At 71.8% G+C, this 18,027-nt stretch carries 11 protein-coding genes and 3 pseudogenes; 4 read left to right on the top strand and 10 right to left on the bottom strand.

Translation table 11 applies throughout. From position 1 onward, the window contains the following. Positions 1-74: 74 nt before the first annotated feature. The 5 genes from DK389_RS11730 to ileS all read right to left on the bottom strand — a co-directional run bounded on the left by DK389_RS11730 (position 75) and on the right by ileS (position 7,339). Positions 75-1,358 (bottom strand): M16 family metallopeptidase, encoded by a 1,284-nt coding sequence (locus DK389_RS11730; protein ID WP_109889763.1) that lies wholly within the window; start codon positions 1,356-1,358, stop codon positions 75-77. Between the two features lie 53 nt (positions 1,359-1,411). Next, the gene (locus DK389_RS11725) at positions 1,412-2,830 is read right to left on the bottom strand and encodes a M16 family metallopeptidase (protein ID WP_109889761.1); all 1,419 of its coding nucleotides are present in this window, start codon (positions 2,828-2,830) and stop codon (positions 1,412-1,414) included. A 127-nt stretch (positions 2,831-2,957) separates the two neighbouring features. After that, a complete protein-coding gene (locus DK389_RS11720; protein ID WP_109889759.1) occupies positions 2,958-3,605 on the bottom strand; it encodes a hypothetical protein in 648 nt (215 codons plus the stop codon). 178 nt (positions 3,606-3,783) lie between these two features. Beyond that, positions 3,784-4,290, bottom strand: a complete 507-nt coding sequence (gene lspA, locus DK389_RS11715) for a signal peptidase II (RefSeq protein ID WP_109889757.1) — start codon at positions 4,288-4,290, stop codon at positions 3,784-3,786. Positions 4,291-4,360: 70 nt separating this feature from the next. Then, entirely contained in the window at positions 4,361-7,339 is a 2,979-nt protein-coding gene (ileS, locus tag DK389_RS11710; protein WP_109889755.1) for an isoleucine--tRNA ligase, read from the bottom strand. Between the two features lie 369 nt (positions 7,340-7,708). On the opposite strand from ileS, the gene DK389_RS11705 reads away from it, so the two are divergent. Continuing rightward, on the top strand, positions 7,709-7,984 hold the full coding sequence (locus DK389_RS11705) for a hypothetical protein (protein WP_109889753.1): 276 nt from the start codon (positions 7,709-7,711) through the stop codon (positions 7,982-7,984). Between the two features lie 75 nt (positions 7,985-8,059). Here the strand turns inward: DK389_RS11705 and DK389_RS11700 are convergent, their stop codons facing one another. From DK389_RS11700 to DK389_RS11690, 3 genes and pseudogenes are all read right to left on the bottom strand, one after another. Beyond that, positions 8,060-8,743: a MarR family winged helix-turn-helix transcriptional regulator gene (locus DK389_RS11700; protein WP_194075195.1), complete on the bottom strand. Its 684-nt coding sequence runs from the start codon at positions 8,741-8,743 to the stop codon at positions 8,060-8,062. A gap of 152 nt (positions 8,744-8,895) precedes the next feature. Further along, entirely contained in the window at positions 8,896-9,285 is a 390-nt protein-coding gene (locus tag DK389_RS11695; protein ID WP_109889751.1) for a response regulator, read from the bottom strand. A gap of 104 nt (positions 9,286-9,389) precedes the next feature. Then, a pseudogene (locus tag DK389_RS11690) lies at positions 9,390-10,600 on the bottom strand (adenosylmethionine--8-amino-7-oxononanoate transaminase). A gap of 137 nt (positions 10,601-10,737) precedes the next feature. On the opposite strand from DK389_RS11690, the pseudogene DK389_RS11685 reads away from it, so the two are divergent. Beyond that, positions 10,738-11,863: pseudogene (locus DK389_RS11685) on the top strand (aminotransferase class I/II-fold pyridoxal phosphate-dependent enzyme). Positions 11,864-11,954: 91 nt separating this feature from the next. On the opposite strand, the pseudogene DK389_RS11680 reads toward DK389_RS11685, so the two are convergent. Then, a pseudogene (locus tag DK389_RS11680) lies at positions 11,955-15,367 on the bottom strand (acyl-[ACP]--phospholipid O-acyltransferase). Between the two features lie 209 nt (positions 15,368-15,576). Here DK389_RS11680 and DK389_RS11675 point away from each other — a divergent pair. Both DK389_RS11675 and DK389_RS11670 read left to right on the top strand, forming a co-directional pair. Beyond that, on the top strand, positions 15,577-16,188 hold the full coding sequence (locus DK389_RS11675) for a TetR/AcrR family transcriptional regulator (RefSeq protein ID WP_236960820.1): 612 nt from the start codon (positions 15,577-15,579) through the stop codon (positions 16,186-16,188). Between the two features lie 25 nt (positions 16,189-16,213). After that, positions 16,214-16,771, top strand: a complete 558-nt coding sequence (locus DK389_RS11670; protein WP_109889750.1) for a pyridoxamine 5'-phosphate oxidase family protein — start codon at positions 16,214-16,216, stop codon at positions 16,769-16,771. A gap of 7 nt (positions 16,772-16,778) precedes the next feature. Here DK389_RS11670 and DK389_RS11665 read toward each other — a convergent pair whose 3' ends face one another. Next, positions 16,779-17,798: a gamma carbonic anhydrase family protein gene (locus tag DK389_RS11665; RefSeq protein WP_109889748.1), complete on the bottom strand. Its 1,020-nt coding sequence runs from the start codon at positions 17,796-17,798 to the stop codon at positions 16,779-16,781. Between the last annotated feature and the right edge of the window lie 229 nt (positions 17,799-18,027).

Here is an 18,027-nt window from a genome sequence, read left to right as displayed (position 1 = left end):
GGCGGCCGGGCCCCTTGAGATGGTGACGGCGCGCCCGGTTGCCAGCCTCTTGGGCAGGCGCGCCGCGGCCGCGCTCAGAAGTCCGTCGGCCGGCCGGCGGCGACGACGAGCATGCGCCCGTCCGCGAAGGTGCGGCCCGCGGCGCGCCGGATGTCGGCCTGGGTCACCGACGCCACCATGTCGTTGCGGCGCGCGATGTAGTCCATGCCGAGTCCCTCGAAGGCGATCTGCACGATCTGGTGCGCGATCTTGGTCGAGGTGTCGAAGCCGAGCGCGTAGGAGCCGGTGAGGTAGTCCTTGGCCTTCTGCAGCTCCTCGTCGGAGGGCCCTTCGGTGATCAGGCGGCCGATCTCGTCGCCGATCACGGCGAGCGCCTCGCCGACGCGCTCGTTCTTGGTGGCGGTGTAGCCCCAGGTCATGGCCGCCGAGCGGTGGCTGACGAGTGAGGTGCCGACCGAGTAGGCGAGGCCGCGCTTCTCGCGCACCTCCTGGAACAGGCGGGAGGTGAAGGCGCCGCCGCCGAGGATGTGGTTCAGCACGTAGGCCGGGATGAAGTCCGGGTCGCGCCAGGGCACGCCCGCCATGCCGAAGCGGATCACCGATTGCGGCACGTCGAGATCGACGACGACGCGGCGGCCGAGATCCTGCACGGTGGTGCGCGGCACGGCGCGCAGCGTTCCGGCCTCCGGCAGGGCGCCGAAGGAGCGGCTGAGCGCGTCGGCCAGCGCCGCTGCGTCGATGGCGCCCACCGCCGCGACCTTCACGGCGCCGCGCCCGATCACCTGCGCGTGCAGGGCGAGGAGATCGTCGCGGGTGATGGCCGAGATGCTCTCGATCGTGCCGGAGGAGGGCCGGCCATAGGGATGGCCGGCGAAGGCCTCCTTGAAGAAGCGCCGCGAGGCCAACACACCCGGGTCGTTCTGCTGGTAGCGGAGGCCCGCGATGGTCTGCGCGCGCACGCGCTCGATCGCGTCCTGGTCGAGCCGGGGCTTGGTCAGCGCCAGCGCGAGGAGATCGATCGCCTCGTCGGTGTGCTTCACGAGGGTCTTCAGCGAGCCGCCGACCGCGTCGGGCCCGGCATGGAACGAGAGCTCGATGGCGCGGGCCGCGAGGCGCTCCTGGAAGGCGTCGGAGGTGAGATCGCCCGCGCCCTCGTCGAGGAGGCGCGCCAGCATCTGGGCGCAGCCAGCCTTGCCCTCCGGATCCTGCGCGGCGCCGCCCTCGAAGGTGAAGGCCAGCGCCACCATCGGCACGACCGGAGATTCGACGTGCCACGCCTCGACCCCGCCGACGGCGGCGACGGATTTCGCCTGGGTGGGCGAGGTCGCGGTGCGGGTGGGCGTCTCGGCCAAGTTCATGGGAACCTCGTTGTTCTTGTGCGGGTGCGGCCCGGGATGTCGGCTGCGGCGCCTCAGGCGGCCGCGACGGTGACCGGGGCGGCGGGATCGCGCGTCTTGATGAGGTAGCCGGTCACGGAGCGGGCCGGGGCAAGGTAGCGCTCGGCCACCGCCGCGAGACGCTCCCTGCTCACGCCCTCGATGTCGACGGGCCAGCGGCGCACTTCCTCGATGGTCTCGCCGATGGCGAGCGCCGAGCCGTAGATGCGGGCGAGCGAGGACTGGCTGTCCGAGGAATAGACGGTCTCGGCCACCAGCCGGGTCTTGGCGCGCTCGATCGCCTCCGGGTCCAGCGCCTCGGTGGGTGCGCGGCGCAGCACCCGGTCGAGCGCCTCCTCCAGCTTCTCCAGGCTGACGCCCTCGGCGGGCACCGCGTAGACGGAGAAGCGGGTGTCATCGATCGCCGAGCCCATGTACCAGGCCCCGGCATTGACCGCGATGCCGGCTTCCAGAACGAGCTTCCGGTAGAGGTAGGAGGTGGCGCCCCCGCCGAGCACCTCGGCGAGGAGTTCCAGGGCGTGGCACTCGCCGTCGCGGGCCGTGATGCAGGAGGGCGCGAGGTAGAGCCGCTGCAGGGTCGGCTGCTCGACCTTCGGGTCGGCGACGCTGATGCGGCGAAGCGCTTTCGGCTCCGGCTCGCGGGCCCGGACGCGCTGCGGCCGGGCGCCCTGCGGGGTCACGCGGCCATAGGTGCCGTCGGCGAGCCGGCGCACCGCGTCCGGCGTCACGTCGCCGGCGACGACGAGGATCGCGTTCTCCGGCGTGTAGAAGCGCTTGTAATAGTCGAGGGCGTGGTGGCGGTTCAGCTCCTCGATCTCGTGCATCCAGCCGATGATCGGGGTGCCGTAGGGATGGTGGACGAAGAGCGAGGCCGCCATCGCCTCGGAGAGCTGGGCGGAGGGGTCGGTCTCGACCCGCATGCGCCGCTCCTCCAGCACCACGTCGCGCTCGGGCGCGACCACGGCGTCGTCGAGGACGAGGCCGGTCATGCGGTCCGCCTCGAACGCCATCATGGTCTCGAGATGGTCGCGGGCGACGCGCTGGAAATAGGCGGTGTAGTCGTAGCTGGTGAAGGCGTTCTCCTGGCCGCCGAGGCCCGAGACCGCCTTCGAGAAGGCGCCGACCGGGTGCCGCTCGGTTCCCTTGAACATCAGGTGCTCGAGGAAGTGGGCGATGCCGGACTGGCCCAGCGGATCGTCCGCCGAGCCGTTGCGGTACCAGATCATGTGGGTGACGACCGGGGCCCGGTGGTCGGGCACCACCACGACGTCGAGGCCGTTGTCGAGGGTGAACGACGAGACCTCGGGCCCGCCGGCCTCCGAGCGCCCGAACGGCGCGGCCTCGAGGCGCCCGGCATGGGCGAGCACGGGGGCCTCGACGCGGCTCGGCCGGCGCAGGGCCGTGACGGGCTTGGGCTTCCGGAAGAGGTGCATCCTGATGTCCTTTGCGGCCCGTCCCGCGGGCCGTCCGGTTCTGGCTCACGCCCCTGGCCTCGATCTCCGCGAGATCGAGAGCCGGGCAAATCTCATACCGCGGTCCGCGCGAAGATCCGGCAGCCGCTCAGCGTCCCCGCGACCTTAGATAGGTCCCCGGATCCGCTTCTTCCCGTTCCCGGCTCGCGTTGTTGACCGGCTCGCGGCCCTCGACCACCACCTTGCGCGGCGCCTTGCGGTAGCCGTTCGGCGGATCCGTGAGGGTGTCGCGGCTCGGCTCGGCCACGGACGGCTCGACCTTCTCCTGGCCGACGCCGCGCATCAGCTCCAGCGGGTTCACCCAGAACGAATCGCGGTTGTTGTCGCCGGGCTTGCGCTCGGGCTCCGTCGTCATGTTCGCGTCGGCGCGGCGGCCCGAGCGGATATCATCGACGCTGAGCGTCGCGTTGTTGTCGTTGTAGCGCCCGCGCGCCTGGTTGCCCTTCGGCACGCGGCGCTCCGCCTCGTCGCGCTCGCGCTGCAGCACCTCGGGCTCCTTCGGCCATTGCGGCGAGGCGGTGCGGGGCCGGGGCGCGGGCAGCGCCTTGCCGTCGAGCTTCGGCGGCATCACGAGCGGCGCGCGCTCGCGGTAATTGATCGCCGGCTGGTCCTTCTCGAGGAGGCCGAGGTTGCTCAGCGTGTCCCGCATGAGTTCGCCCCGCTCCTGGCCCTGGGCGGCTCCGGCGGCGAGGAGCCCGGCGACGGTTGCAAGGAGGAAACGGCGATACCCGGTCATGCTGCCCCACAGGTTCCGGCCGGGCCTCCGAGAGCCCTGGACAGGGCCCGGGGCGGTCGCGCTCGCGGCGATCTGATCCGGCCTCCTCGGCCTGATCCCGGTTTCGGGCGATCGTATGGCGCCTTGACTGCACTGCACCAGAGCGGAGCGGCGAGAGAACGCCGCTGTGGTTTACGCATCACACGAGCGGAGCATTTTTCTCCGCCGGCTTCGCGGATGTCCGCTGCGGCAGGAGCCCGTCGAGAATCAGCCCGATCACGCCCGCGACGATCGCTGCGTCGGCCACATTGAACACGTACCAGGACCATGTGCCCGCGTGCAGGTGCACGAAGTCGAATACCGCGCCGTAGGCGGCCCGGTCGACGGCGTTGCCGAGGGCGCCCCCCGCGATCAGGCCGAGCGAGAGCGCGAGCAGCCGCGACGGCGCCCGGGCCATCCAGATGCCGAGGCCGAGGGCCGCGACGAGCGAGAGGCCCACGAGGAGCCAGCGCCCGATCGACCCGTCCTGCTGGAACAGCCCGTACGAGACGCCGCGGTTCCAGACCACGACCAGCTCGGCATAGGGGCCGAAGCGCCAGGGCTGGGTCAGCACGAGGTCCGTTCCGAAATAGAGCCCGAGCTTCGAGACCTGATCGAGGACGAGGGTCGCGAGCAGCGCCGCGAGGCCGAGGCGGAAGGGCGTCATGGACGCGCGCCGAACGCACGCCCCTCCCCGCCCGGAGGCGGGAAATGGCGCGCGATGATCGAGCCCGGCCTCACGCCGCGCTCGCCGTGCCGTGCGCCGCGTCCCACTCGCGCAGGGCCCGGGCGTCGCGGGGCGTCACATCGGGATAGTCCCCGTCCATCCCGACATCCGGCGTGACGCGCCAGGAGCGGGCGCATTTGCGCCCTTCGGCCAGAGCCGGCACCACGGCGACGCCGCGGACCTCGTCGAGGCGGAAGGCGTCGGGCGGGCCCTCGCCGGCCTCGATCCGGATGGCCGAGGTGATGCAGACCTCCGCGAAGTCGATCCCGTCGAGGGCTCCGAGGAGGTCCGGATCGGAGACGTGGACGATCGGCGCGGCCTCCAGGCTCGCGCCGATGCGCTTCTGGGCCCGCTCGATCTCGAGGGCGCCCGTCACCACGCGACGCACCCGCCGGATCTTCTGCCAGCGCGCGGCCAGGGCGTCGTCGCGCCATGCCGCGGGCGTCTCCGGCAGGATCTGCAGATGCACCGAGCCGTCCTCGGACGGGTAACGGTCGAGCCAAGCCTCGTCGGCCGTGAAGGCGAGGACCGGCGCCAGCCAGATCGTGACCCGCCGGAAGGTCTCGTCGATGACCTGCAGCGCCGCGCGCCGGGCGGTCGAGGAGATCGGATCGCAGTAGAGCGTGTCCTTGCGGACGTCGAAGTAGAAGGCCGAGAGGTCGCCCGTCATGAAGCCGTTGAGGAGCGCCACCACCCGCTTCGTGTCGAAGCTGCGGTAGGCCTCGCGGATCTCGCCATCGAGCTCGGCGAGGCGGTGGAGGATGAAGCGCTCCAGCTCCGGCATCCGCCCGTGCGGCACGTCCTCGCCGGGCACGCGGTGCGCGAGGGAGCCGAGCATCCAGCGGAGCGAATTGCGCAGCTTCCGGTAGGTCTCGGCGAAGGTCTTGATGATCTCCGGCCCGATGCGCAGGTCGTCCGCATAGTCGGAGGCCGCCACCCAGAGGCGCAGGATGTCGGCGCCCGAATCCTTGATGACGTTCTGGGGTGCCACGACGTTGCCCTTCGACTTCGACATCTTCAGCCCCTTCGGGTCGAGGACGAAGCCGTGGGTCAGCACGATGTCGTAGGGCGCGCGGCCCCGCGTGCCGGCGGATTCGAGCAGCGAGGACTGGAACCAGCCGCGATGCTGGTCCGAGCCCTCGAGATACATCACCGTGTCGGCGCCCCCGTCGCGCCTGCGGCGCACACCGGCCAGCCCCGGGAACGCCTCCGGATCGTCGAGCACGAAGGCGTGCGTCGAGCCCGAATCGAACCAGACGTCGAGGACGTCGGTGACCTTCTCGTAGTCGGCCGGGTCGTGGTCGGGCGCGAGGAAGCGGGCACCGTCCGAATCCGTGAACCACGCATCCGCGCCTTCCGCCGCGAAGGCCTCCACGATGCGGGCGTTGACGCGCTCGTCGCGCAGCACCTCGCTTGTGCCCTTCCTGACGAAGACCGTGATCGGCACGCCCCAGGCGCGCTGGCGCGAGACCACCCAGTCGGGCCGGTTCTCGACCATGCCGTTGATGCGGTTGCGCCCCTGCGGCGGCACCCACTCGGTGTCGGCGATGGCCTGGAGCGAGACCTCGCGCAGGGTCCGGTGGCGCAAGCTCTCGACCGGCTTGTCGAGGGCGATGAACCATTGCGGCGTGTTGCGGAAGATGACCGGCTTCTTCGAGCGCCAGGAATGCGGGTAGCTGTGGCGCAGCACGCCGCGGGCGATCAGGTTGCCCGATTCGGTCAGGGCCGCGATCACCGCCTTGTTGGCGTCGCCCTTCTCGCCCTTATGGTTAAGAACGAGTTTTCCCGTGAAACCGGGCGCCTCCCCGGTCAGCGCCCCGTCGGCGTCGACGGTGTAGGGGATGCGCGTGTCGATGCCGCGCTGCGCCAGCATGCGCCCGCTCGCCGTCCAGATCTCGAAATCCTCGCGGCCGTGACCCGGCGCCGTATGGACGAAGCCGGTGCCCGCCTCCTCCGTGACGTGCTCGCCGTCGAGGAGCGGCACCGGGAAGTCGTAACCCGAGATGTGGCCGCCGAGCGGGTGCGACAGGGTGAGGCCGGCAAGCTCCTCCGGCGCCACGTCGCGCAGGCGCTCCTGCGCCTCGACGCGGGCGGCCGAGAACACCCCGGAGGCCAGGGTGTCGGCGAGGATGAACGTGTCGCCGGGCCTTGCCCAGTTGTCGTCCGGCGCCTGCGTGACCCGATAGAGGCCGTAGGAAACCTTCCGGGAGTAGGCGACGGCGCGGTTGCCGGGGATGGTCCAGGGCGTCGTCGTCCAGATCACGATGCGAGCACCGTCGAGGTCGCCCGCCGCGCCCTCGCGGATCGGGAAGGCGGCGAAGATCGTGTCGCTGACGTGGTCCTCGTACTCGACCTCTGCCTCGGCGAGCGCCGTCTTCTCGACGACCGACCACATCACCGGCTTCGAGCCGCGGTAGAGCTGTCCGGTCATGGCGAAGGTGAGCAATTCGCGGGCGATCGCGGCCTCGGCCGGGAAGGCCATGGTCGCGTAGGGGTGGTCCCAGTCGCCGGTGACGCCGAGGCGCTTGAATTCCTCCCGCTGCACGTCGAGCCAGTGGCCCGCGAAGGTGCGGCATTCCTGGCGGAACTCGATGACCGGCACCTCGTCCTTGTTCCGGCCCTTGGCGCGGTACTGCTCCTCGATCTTCCACTCGATCGGCAGGCCGTGGCAGTCCCAGCCCGGCACGTAATTGGCGTCGTAGCCCAGCGCACCCTGGCTGCGGACGATCACGTCCTTGAGGATCTTGTTGAGCGCGGTGCCGATGTGGATGTTGCCGTTGGCGTAGGGCGGGCCGTCGTGCAGCACGAATTTCGGGCGGCCCGCGGCCGCATTCCGGATGCGGCCGTAGAGGTCGATCCCCGCCCAGCGCTCCAGGAGATGCGGCTCGCGCACGGGCAGGCCCGCCCGCATCGGGAACTCGGTGCGGGGCAGGAACAGGGTCTGCGAGTAGTCCCGGGCGGCCGGGGCGGCGTCGGTGGTGTCGCTCATGGGGTCAGGCGTCTTCGCGCTCGTCTGGCGGGTCTGTCGGGCCGGCCGTCGACCGGCGGCTTCGCTCTCCCGGCATCCGGGGCTCCCGCGCGGGCGCGGAGCCTCACACGGAGGCCGGGCCCGTAATTCGGGTGGGGCGGCGCAAGCCGCGCGGATCGCAGACGTCGCGCATGGGAAGGCGCTTCTAGCAGCGGTGCAGGCTGGAGACCAGCGGCCATGCGCCCCCCGGCCTGTTGCGCATTCACCACGGAGCCGACTTACCCGCGCGGCCCTGCCACCTTTTTCAAGCTCGGCCGTTGATCCGGCAACCTTCCGGGTGCCGCGCGCCGGCCTCAGGAAGCGAGACAACGCAATGAGGAATCACTCGCCGTGAAACGCATTCTCGTCGCCGCCACGCTCGCGCTGTCGGCCCTCACCCTGTCCGGCGCCGCCGAGGCGCAGGGCCTGCCGGGCGGCGTCCGCCGCGGCGCGGCCGAGGGCGACCGGGTCGCCGGCCCGGTCGGCGGCATCGTGGGCGGCGCCGTCGGTGGCGCGGTCGGCACCGTCAACGGTGCGCTCGGCATCGATCCGGGCCGGCGCGCCTACCGCACCGACCTGCGCTCGCGCCGCCATTACCGCCACCACCGCCGGCATCACCGCCGCTGAGGCGCCCCGCACGGCCGGTTCCTCGGGCATTCGGCCGCGCCCGGTCCGCCAGCGCGGACCCAGCCCGCCCGATCCTCAAAGCGGGCGGGCCAGGACGTCAGGCGCGATCAGCGCCTCGTCCTCGTCCTCGCCGTCGATCTCGGCCTCCGCCTCGTGTCCCACGGCGCCCGTGACGTCGGCGAGATTGCGGGCCACCTTGCGCAAGAGCTTGCGCAGGCGGCGGCGCTCCTTGTTGTCGAACCCGTCGAGCAGCTCGGCCTCGACCTCGTCCCAGAGGCGCTCGATCGCGGCCGCCCGGGCAAGACCCGTCTCGGTGAGCCGCACCCGCACGATGCGGCCGTCGCCGGCCTCGGCCCGTCGCTCCACGAAGCCGAGGGCGGCGAGCCGCGAGATCGTCTTCGAGGCGGTGGGCGGGCGCACCCGCAGGGTCGCAGCGAGATCGCCCATCGTCATGGTGCCGGCGGCGGCGAGCGCCTGCACCACCTGCTCCTGGCCGGCGAACAGGTCGAGGGCGGCCAGCCGGTCGCCGATGCGGGAGCGGTGGAGGCGGGCCGCCTGGACGAGGGCCCAGCCCACGCTCTTGGCGCCCGGAGGCCGGAGGCGCCTCTGCGCCTCCCGCGCGGACCGGCCCTCAGCGAGGGCGGAATCCTTGCCGGGATCCTTGCTGGCTTCCTTGGCCGGCTTGACCTTGCCGCTCGCCTGCATGCCGGAGACTTCGTCGCTCGACGCGGCCGACAGACCATCCTCCGCCGCTCTCATCGCCTACACCTTCTCACGCTGCCTGTCCGGCCGAAACGGCCAAGGCCGAACGCCCGGCCCCGCGAGGGGTCGAGTCCGACCGGAACGGCATGTCGCGCGTTCGTGTGAAGCTGCGATGACAGCGCTGGGCGGCGATCCCTACCCGGGCCGCCTCAGCAGGGGAGCAGGCTCCTCAGCTGGTCGAGGATGTCCTCGCCGCTGCAGGGGCGGGCGATGAAGCGGGCGCCGGCCGGCATCCGCTCGGGATCCGGCGCCGCGCGGCCCGAGACGATGACGATGGGCAGCTGCGGCCGCGCTTCCGCCACCGAGTTGGCGAGGTCGAACCCGTTGGTGCGCCCCGACAATTCGACGTCGGTGACGAGGCCGCAGATGTCGGGCCGCGCCTGCAGGATGCTGAGCGCCCGCTCCGCGGAAGCGCATTGCACGGTCTCGTAGCCGCCGTTCTCCAGCACGTCTCCGAGATCCATGATGGTGAGAGCCTCATCCTCGACGAGGAGAATCACGGGCCGGTCGTCCGAGGGGCTCGTCGTCTCGTTCGTCACCGTGTGCGTCCTCCCAGGTCCAGGGCCGGCGCGCGGGGCAGGCGTCCCGGCAAACCGCGTCGCAATCCCAACTGTGGAACCATCCTCCGGGTTGCAGCACCGTCTCAGGCGGAAACCGCTTCCCGCACGCCCGCATTCACGCTCGCCAGCAGGTGGTCGAGATCGCCCGGCCCGATGGTGAGGGCGGGCGTGAGGTAGAGGATGTCGCCGAAGGGACGCACCCAGGTGCCGCGCGCGACGAGCCCGCGCTTCAGCGCCGCGAGATCGGGCGGCGATGCGAACTGCACGACGCCGATCGCGCCGAGCGTCCGCACGTCCCGGACGCCCGAAAGTCGAGCCAGCTGCGCCAGCCCCTCGGCGAGGCGGGCGCCGATGGCGCGGGCCTGGTCCAGGCGAGGCTCACGCTCGAATAGGTCGAGGCTGGCATTGGCCGCCGCGCAGGCCAGCGGGTTCGCCATGAAGGTCGGCCCGTGCATCAGCGCCGCGGCCGGATCGTCCGACCAGAAGCCCTCGAAGACCTCGGTGCGGGCGACCGTGGCGGCGAGCGCCATTGTGCCCCCGGTCAGCGCCTTCGACAGGCAGAGGATGTCGGGCACGATCCCCGCCTGCTCGCAGGCGAACAGCGTGCCGGTGCGCCCGAAGCCCGTGAAGATCTCGTCGAGGATGAGCGGCAGGCCGTGGCGGCGGGCGAGCCGGGCGATCGTCGCCAGCGTCTCGGGCGGATGCATCCGCATGCCGCCGGCCCCCTGCACCAGGGGCTCGACGATGACGGCGGCGAGTTCGGAGCCGTGGCGGGCCAGCGCCGCGTCGAGGGCCGCGCTCGTCTCCGCGTCGCGGGGAAGGTCGCGGAAGACTTGGCCCGGCAGATAGGCGCCGAAGCGGCGGTGCATGCCCTCGTCCGGATCGCAGACCGACATCGCACCCAGCGTGTCGCCGTGATAGCCCTCGCGGAAGGCGAGGATCCGGGTCCGACCCGCGACGCCGCGGTTGATCCAGAGCTGGACCGCCATCTTGAGGGCGACCTCGACGGCGACCGAGCCAGAATCCGTGAAGAAGACGTGGTCGAGGTCCCCGGCAACAGGGCGGCGAGGCGGGAAGCCAGGCGCTCGGCCGGGGCGTGGGTGAGGCCGCCGAACATCACGTGCGGCATCGCCTCGGCCTGGGCGACCAGGGCCTCGCGTATGTGGGGGTGGTTGTAGCCGTGCACCGCCGTCCACCACGAGGCGATGCCGTCGATAAGCTCCCGCCCGTCGGCGAGCACGATGCGGCTGCCGTGGGTGCGCACCGCCTCGAGCGGCGGGGTCGCCGCCTTCATCTGCGTGTAGGGCCGCCAGAGATGGGTGTCGTGCGCGGGCATCGCGGCCGGGATTGCGGCGCCCGGGCGGCGCGGTCAAGGGGCGGCGCAAGGGCCGGCGCTTGACATCCGGGCAGCAGCGGGAGCCTTCAGGCCGCATGTCCGATTCCGGAACGAGCCTCGAAACCTTCGCGCAGCGGAAGCTTGCCGAGCTCGACGCATCGGCCCTGCGCCGCCGCCTGCGGCCGACGATCCGCAGCGCGGGCGCCCTGGCCGAGCGCGACGGCCGCACCCTGGTCTCCTTCTCCTGCAACGACTATCTCGGCCTCGCGAACGAGCCGCGGGTGATCGCGGCGGCGCAAGGTGCGACGGCGCGCTACGGCGCCGGCGCGGGCGGCTCCCGGCTCGTGACCGGCAACCACCCGCTCCTCGCCGCGCTGGAGGAGCGGCTCGCCCACCACAAGGGCAAGGAGGCGGCTCTCGTCTTCGGCAGCGGCTATCTCGCCAATCTCGGCATCACGCCGGCCCTCGTCGGGCCCCGCGACCTCGTGCTCGCGGACGCGCTCTCCCATTCCTGCCTGTGGGCGGGGGCGCGGGTCTCGGGCGCGGAGGTGGTCCGCTTCCGCCACAACGATCTCGCCGACCTGCGGCGCCTCCTCGACCGGCACCGGCCGGCGCACAAGCGGGCGCTGATCCTGACCGAGCGGGTCTTCAGCATGGACGGGGACCGGGCGCCCCTCCCGGAGATGCTGGCGCTGGCGGCGGATTTCGACGCCTGGACCCTTGTCGACGACGCGCACGGCCTCGGTGTGGTCGAGGCCGGCACGCGGGCGCCGCTCGAGATGGGCACGCTCTCGAAGAGCCTCGGCTCCTACGGGGGCTACGTCTGCGCGAGCCGGGCCGTGATCGACCTCCTGACGAGCCGGGCGCGCAGCTTCGTCTACACGACGGGCCTGCCGCCGGCCTCCGCGGCCGCCGCCCTCGCCGCCCTCGACATCCTGGAGGCGGAGCCCGAGCGCCGCCCGGCCCCTGCGGCTCGCCCGCCGCCTCACCGCCCGGCTCGGGTTGCCGGAAGCCGAGAGCGCGGTGGTGCCGGTGCTGGTCGGCGAGGCGGAAGCGGCGCTCGCGCTCTCCACGGCACTGGAGGCCCGGGGATTTCTCGTCGTCGCCATCCGTCCGCCCACCGTGCCGGCCGGCACCGCCCGCCTGCGGATCGCCCTGTCGGCGGCGCATACCGAGGCGCAGGTCGACGCTCTGGCGGAGGCGGTGCGGGACTTGCGCTGATCGACGGCGCCCCCTCTCCCGTTCGGGAGAGGGGGCGTGCCGTGGGCTGCATGAAGCGGGTCGAGGCCCCGTCTCTCGGCCTGGATGAGCCCTACGCCGCCTCCACCGCCTGCGCCCGCTCGCGGGCGAGCCGCGTGACGCCGACCTGATCGACCTTGCCGGTACCGAGCATCGGGATCCGGTCGAGGATCACCACCTCGGCGGGGATCGCGATCTCGGTGGCCCCGCGGCCCTTGGCGAAGCTCTGGTACTCGGCCCGCGTCGCGCCCTTCCGCTCGGTGAACAGGATCAGCCGCTCGCCCTTGCGCGCGTCCGGCACCGCCGCGACGGCGCTCGGCGCATCCGGCCAGAGATCGGCGGCGAGGGCCTCGACGGCGGCGAGCGAGACCATCTCGCCCGCGACCTTGGCGAAGCGCTTGGCGCGGCCCTTGATGGTGATGAAGCCGAGGGGGTCGGTCGTCACGATGTCGCCGGTGTCGTGCCAGCCGTCCGCGGGCGGCTCCAGCACGCCCGGCTTCTCGGCGCGGAGGTAGCCGAGCATGATGTTCGGCCCGCGCACGAAGAGGCGCCCGCCCGCCTCGATGCCGGGCACGGATTCGAGCCGCGCCTCCATGCCGGGCATCAGCCGGCCGACCGTGCCGAAGCGGTTGAACATCGGGGTGTTGAGCGCCAGGACCGGGCCGCACTCGGTGACGCCGTAGCCTTCGAGGATCCGCAGGCCGAACTTTTCCGCCCAGGTCCGCCGGGTCGAGTCCTTCACCGCCTCGGCGCCCGCGAGCACGTAGCGGAGCGAGCGCAGGTCGTAGGCATGGGCGGCGCGGGCGTAGCCCGCCAGGAACGTGTCGGTCCCGAACAGGATGGTGCTGTTCGAGCCGTAGATCAGCTCCGGCACGATCCGGTAATGCAGCGGCGAGGGATAGAGATAGACCGGGACGCCCGAGACCAGCGGCAGCACGAGGCCGACCGTCAGCCCGAAGGCGTGGAACACCGGCAGCACGTTGAAGACCTTGTCGGTGCGGCCGAAATCGATGCGGGCGGCGGCCTGGGCGGTGTTCGCCAGCATGTTGCGGTTGGCGAGCACCACGCCCTTCGGCGTGCCCTCGGACCCCGAGGTGAACAGGATCGCGGCCGGGTCGTCTCCTTTTCGCGCCACGATGGGCTTGCGGGGGCGGAGGAAGCCCCGGACCTTGTCGCCGAGGGACACGGTGGCGCGAACGTCCTCGAGGTAGAGGATCTCGACCTCGCCGCGGATCGCCTCGATCAGGCCGGTCAGCCGGCCCTTCTCGATGAAGGCGCGGGAGGTGAGCACCGTGCGCACCTCGGCCGCCTTGCAGGCCGAGAGGATGTTGGCGGGCCCGGCCGAGAAGTTGATCATCGCGGGGACCCGGCCGGCCGAGGCGAGCGCGAAGAAGGTGACGGCCGCGCCGTTGGCGTTCGGCAGCATCACCCCGACGGGCCGGCCCACGGGGGCGAGCGGCATCAGCTTGCGGGCCAGGATGTTGGCGCCCATCACGAGGCGGCCGTAGGAGAGCGTGCCGCCGATCGGATCCTCGACCGCCGTGCGGCGCCAGCCGTGGCGGTCGCCCGCCTCGATCAGGGCCTCCATCAGGCCGCGGTCGATGTCGGCGGTGCGGAAGACGAGGTCCGACATGATGCCGTAGAGGGCCGCGCCCGCCGCCTGCCGCCGCGCCTTGCCCTTCAGCTCCGGGTCGACCGAGAGCCGGACCGGTTCCAGCACCGTCACGGTGACCTTCGGCCACCAGCGGCGGCGGACCTGGGCGCGCGAAAGACGCGAGAAGGCGGTCTGTTCCAGACCCTCGATCTTCACCGGGACCACCATCGCCCCCGACTTGTCGGCGATGAGGCCGGCGCCGTCGTAGACCTTCATCAGGCTGCCCGTGACCGTCAGGCGCCCCTCGGGGAAGATGATCAGCGTCTCGCCGGCCTTCACCGCGTTGATCAGCGTGCGGGTGGCGAGCGGCCGCGTCGGGTCGAGCGGCATCGCCTTGGTGATCTTCAGGAAGGGCTTCACCCACCAGCGCTGCGCGATGCCGTGATCGATGGCGAAGACGGGCTCCTGCTCCAGGAGCGAGAGGGCGAGCGGCGCGTCGAGGAAGGAGACGTGATTCAGGGCGATGATGGCGTTCGGTCCCGCCTTCTCGACGTTCTCCAGACCCCGCACCTCCAGCCGGTAGAAGGCGCGGAACAGGATCGACAGGAAGTCGCGGAACGGGCTCGTGGGCAGCGTCGCGAAGATCACCGCGCCGACGATCAGGTTGAGGATCGCGACGAGCGCCAGCAGCGCGGCCATCGAGAAGCCGGCGCCCTGGAGCGCGGCGAGCGCCAGGGTGCCCGCCACCATGAAGGCGGCGGTGAGCACGTTGACGGCGCCGATGACGCGGGCGCGCTTGGCCTTGTCTGTCCAGGCCTGCACCGCGGCGAAGGAGGGCACGATGTAGAGGCCGCCCGCCATAGCGAGGCCGAGGAAGTCGATCGCCACGCGCAGGCCCGTGCCGGTGCGCAGGAACTCGGCCGCGCCGACCATCGGGCCCGAGGCGGGGGGCAGGTGCGCCACCGTCCAGGCGAGGTCGAGGCCGAACAGGCCCATCAGCACCGCGCCGACCGGGACCGGCAGCAGCACGATGCGCCCGCTCGCGAGCCAGGAGGCGAGGCCGGAGCCCAGCGCGATGCCGACCGAGAAGGTGGCGAGGAGCAGCGTCACCACCGTCTCGGAGCCGTTGAGACCCGACTTCACGAGGACCGGCAGCAGCGACAGCACGACGGCGCCGACGAGCCAGAACCAGCTCACGATCACGGAGCCGCGCCACAGGCGCGAATCGGCCCAGAGGTCGCGCAGGAGGTCGCGGGTGGAGCGGGCGACGTTGGGATCGACCTTGAGATCCGGCGCGCCCTCCCCGGTCCGGGGATCAGCCGGGCCGAGAGCCAGCACAGCAGGGCGAAGCCCATGATCATGGCGCCGAAGGCCGCCCCGCTGCCGCCCGCGGCGGTGGCGAGCCCCGCCACGATCGTGCCGAGCAGGATCGCCAGGAAGGTCGCGCCCTCGACGAGCGCGTTGCCGGCCGGCAGCTCCTCGCGCCGCAGGTGGTCGGGCAGGATGCCGTACTTGATGGGACCGAACAGGGCCGCGATCACCCCGAACAGGCCGAGCGCCACGAACAGGACGGGCACGGAGTGGAGGAAGAAGCCGAGGACGGCTGCAGCGGCGGCGAAGATCTCGGCGAACTTGAGCCGGCGGGCCATGAGGGCCTTGTCGTAGCGGTCGGCGAGCTGGCCGCCGAGGCCGGACAGGATGAAGAACGGGCCGATGAAGACGGCGCTCGCCAGCGTGATCAGGATGCCGGAATGCCCCGGATCATGCGCGCCGATCTTGAACAGGATCAGGAAGGCGAGGGCGTTCTTGAGGAAGTTGTCGTTGAAGGCCGAGAAGAACTGGCACCAGAACAAGGGCGCGAAGCGACGCGCCGTCATCAGCGAGCGGAACATGGTTGCCTCCCCGGCTGAGCGCATGACTGCCCGCCGAATGGTGAAGCGTCAAATTCGGTTTCGTCCGCAGGTTGCGGCCGCCGTTTTTGAACGATGTGCAAAAACTAGATCCGGCCTATTCGGTCCGCAAGGTTGAATTTGCACGCCGTGCAATCTAGAAGGCCCGTGGAGTGCGGGTGCGCACGCGATTTCGAGGATACGGGACAAAGGTGGCGGGAAAGCGAGAGACGCGGCGCGGCACCGGTCCGCGCGGCGAGCACGACCGAGAGGCCTTCCTCACCCTGGTGACGGAGACGGCCGAGGGCCTCCTCCGGGCCGAGGGCCTGCGCGGCCTCGGGATGCGCCGCCTCGCGGGCGCGATCGGCTACGCGCCGAACTCGATCTACAACGCGGTCGGCGACCTCGATCAGGTGGTGCTGCGGGTCAACGCCCGCACCTTCGGGCGCCTGCGCGACACCCTCGTCGCGGCAACCCGGCCGGAGGTGTCGGCGCGCGACAACGCGCTGGCGCTGGCCGACGCCTACCTCGCCTTCGTGGCGGAGGATCCGGCGGTGTGGAGCCTCGTCTCGGAATACACGACCGTGCCCGGCGCCGCCTTCCCGGACTGGTACGCGGAGGCGCTCTCCGAAGCGATCCGCCCGGTCGACGCGGTCCTCGCGCCGCTGATCCCGGAGGCGGAGGAGCGGCGGCAGGCGGTGGCGGCCCTCTGGGCCGCGCTTCACGGGCTCGCCGCCCTCTCGACCTCCCGCAAGCTCGCCATGCTGACCGCGGAATCGCCCCGCGCGCTCGGGCGGATGCTGGTCGGGCGGTTCCTCGGGTGATCGGTGTTGAAAGGCGAGCGCATTCATGGCCAAGCAATTCCCACGGCTCGACGAGCGCCTGCGCGATTTCATCGGGCGCCAGCACGTTTTCTTCACGGCCTCGGCGGCTGCGGGCACGCGGGTGAACGTGTCGCCGCGCAGCACGCGGGAGTTGCGCATCCTCGGCGACACGGAGGCGGCCTATCTCGACCTCACCGGCAGTGGCAACGAGACCGCGGCGCATCTCCGCGCCGACGGGCGCCTGACCCTGATGCTCTGCGCGTTCGAGGGCCTGCCGATGATCCTTCGGCTCTACGGGCGGGGCTCGGTCCTGGCGCGGGGCGGCGCGGACTACGCGCGCCTCCTCGACACGGCCTTCGGAGGCACGGAGCCGCCCGGCGCCCGCCAGATCGTGCACATCGCCATCGACCTCGTGCAGACCTCCTGCGGCTACGCGGTGCCCCTCTTCGACTATGGCGGCGAGCGGGAAAACCTCGACCGCTGGGCTGCCGCCAAGGGCGAGGCCGGGCTCGACGCCTACCGGCGCGAGAAGAACGCCCGCAGCCTCGACGGCCTGCCGACCGGCCTGTTCGACGGGGCCTGAGGCCCGCCTAGGGGGCCTCGGCCTGCAGCGTCTTGTAGGCGCGCCCGTGTTCGCAATAGCCCTCGACGATGCGGCTCATCATGGCGCGCTTCTCGGCGTCGAGGGGACCGAGAATCCGGGCCGGGCGTCCGCCCCAGAGCTGGCCGCCCTCGAGGAGTTGGCCCGGATCGGTGGCGGCGCCGGCTGCCAGCATCACGTCGTCGGCGATGACGGTGCCCGGCGCGATGCTGGCACCGATACCGATCAGGCTGCGAGCGCCGATCCGGCAATCGGCCATGCGCACGTTGTGGCCGATCGTGGTGTCGCGGCCGATCACGATGCCCTCGCCCCGGCTGCGCAGGACGCTGTTGTCTTGGATGTTGGTGTCGGCCCCGACCACGATCGGGCCGGCCTCCGCGCTCAATTCGCAGGAGAACAGCACGGTCGAGCCGGCGCCGAGCGCGATGCGCCCGCGCAGCCGCGCGGTGCGGGCGACGAACACGCTCTCCTCGACGTCCGGCTCGTCGGCCGGCGGCACGGGGGCGCTGTCGCCGGTGGCCTCCCGCAGGCGCTCGGCCCGCTCGGCGATCTCCTCGGGCGTGAGCGGGCGCTTAGGCTTGGCGGGGCTGCCCGCGTAGACGAAGCCGGCGGCCAAGTTCGCGCGGGGAAACACCGTCGAGCCCGCCTCGATCACCACGCTGCTCTCGACGGTGGCGCCGTCGAGGATGACGACGTCGTCCTCGATCACCACGTCGGAGCCCACCTCGCAGGCATGGACCACGGCGTTGCGCCCCACCGTCACCCGGTCCCCGACGCGGGTGCCGTGGGTGAAGGTGGCGATGTGCACGGTCGAGCGGTGGCCGAGCCAGAGCCGGTCGCCGAGGGTCACGGTCTGGCCGTCGGCGCGGATCACGGCGTCGTCGCCGAGCCAGGCCTGCGCGCCGAGGGTCGCGGCGCCGATCACCGTGCTGCCCCGCCCGCACCAGACCGGGCGGGAGGCGAATTGCGGCAGCACGCCGTCATGGGGCAGGATCAGGTCGGGCGTCACACGGGTTGTCCTTCGAATCTCGAACGGGCCGGCCGCGACTCGCGTGGGCCCCATAGGCGCACGCGGATGCCAGCGGAGTCGAGCGTTTCCGCATCTCGCCGGGAGCCTCCGGCCCGGAGCCCTGGCGTCGGGGAGAGAGTTCTGCGACAGGCTCTTAGCGCCGATCGCGCGGATTTGTCACCCGAGCGCAGCGGCGCCCTCAAGCCACCGGGAAAAGCCTTGGCCACGT

Origin of the sequence: Methylobacterium durans, assembly GCF_003173715.1 — a bacterium.
In the GTDB taxonomy this organism is placed as follows: domain Bacteria; phylum Pseudomonadota; class Alphaproteobacteria; order Rhizobiales; family Beijerinckiaceae; genus Methylobacterium; species Methylobacterium durans.
The sequence above is the reverse complement of the archived record's forward strand: the minus strand, read 5'-3'. Positions and strand labels throughout refer to the sequence as shown.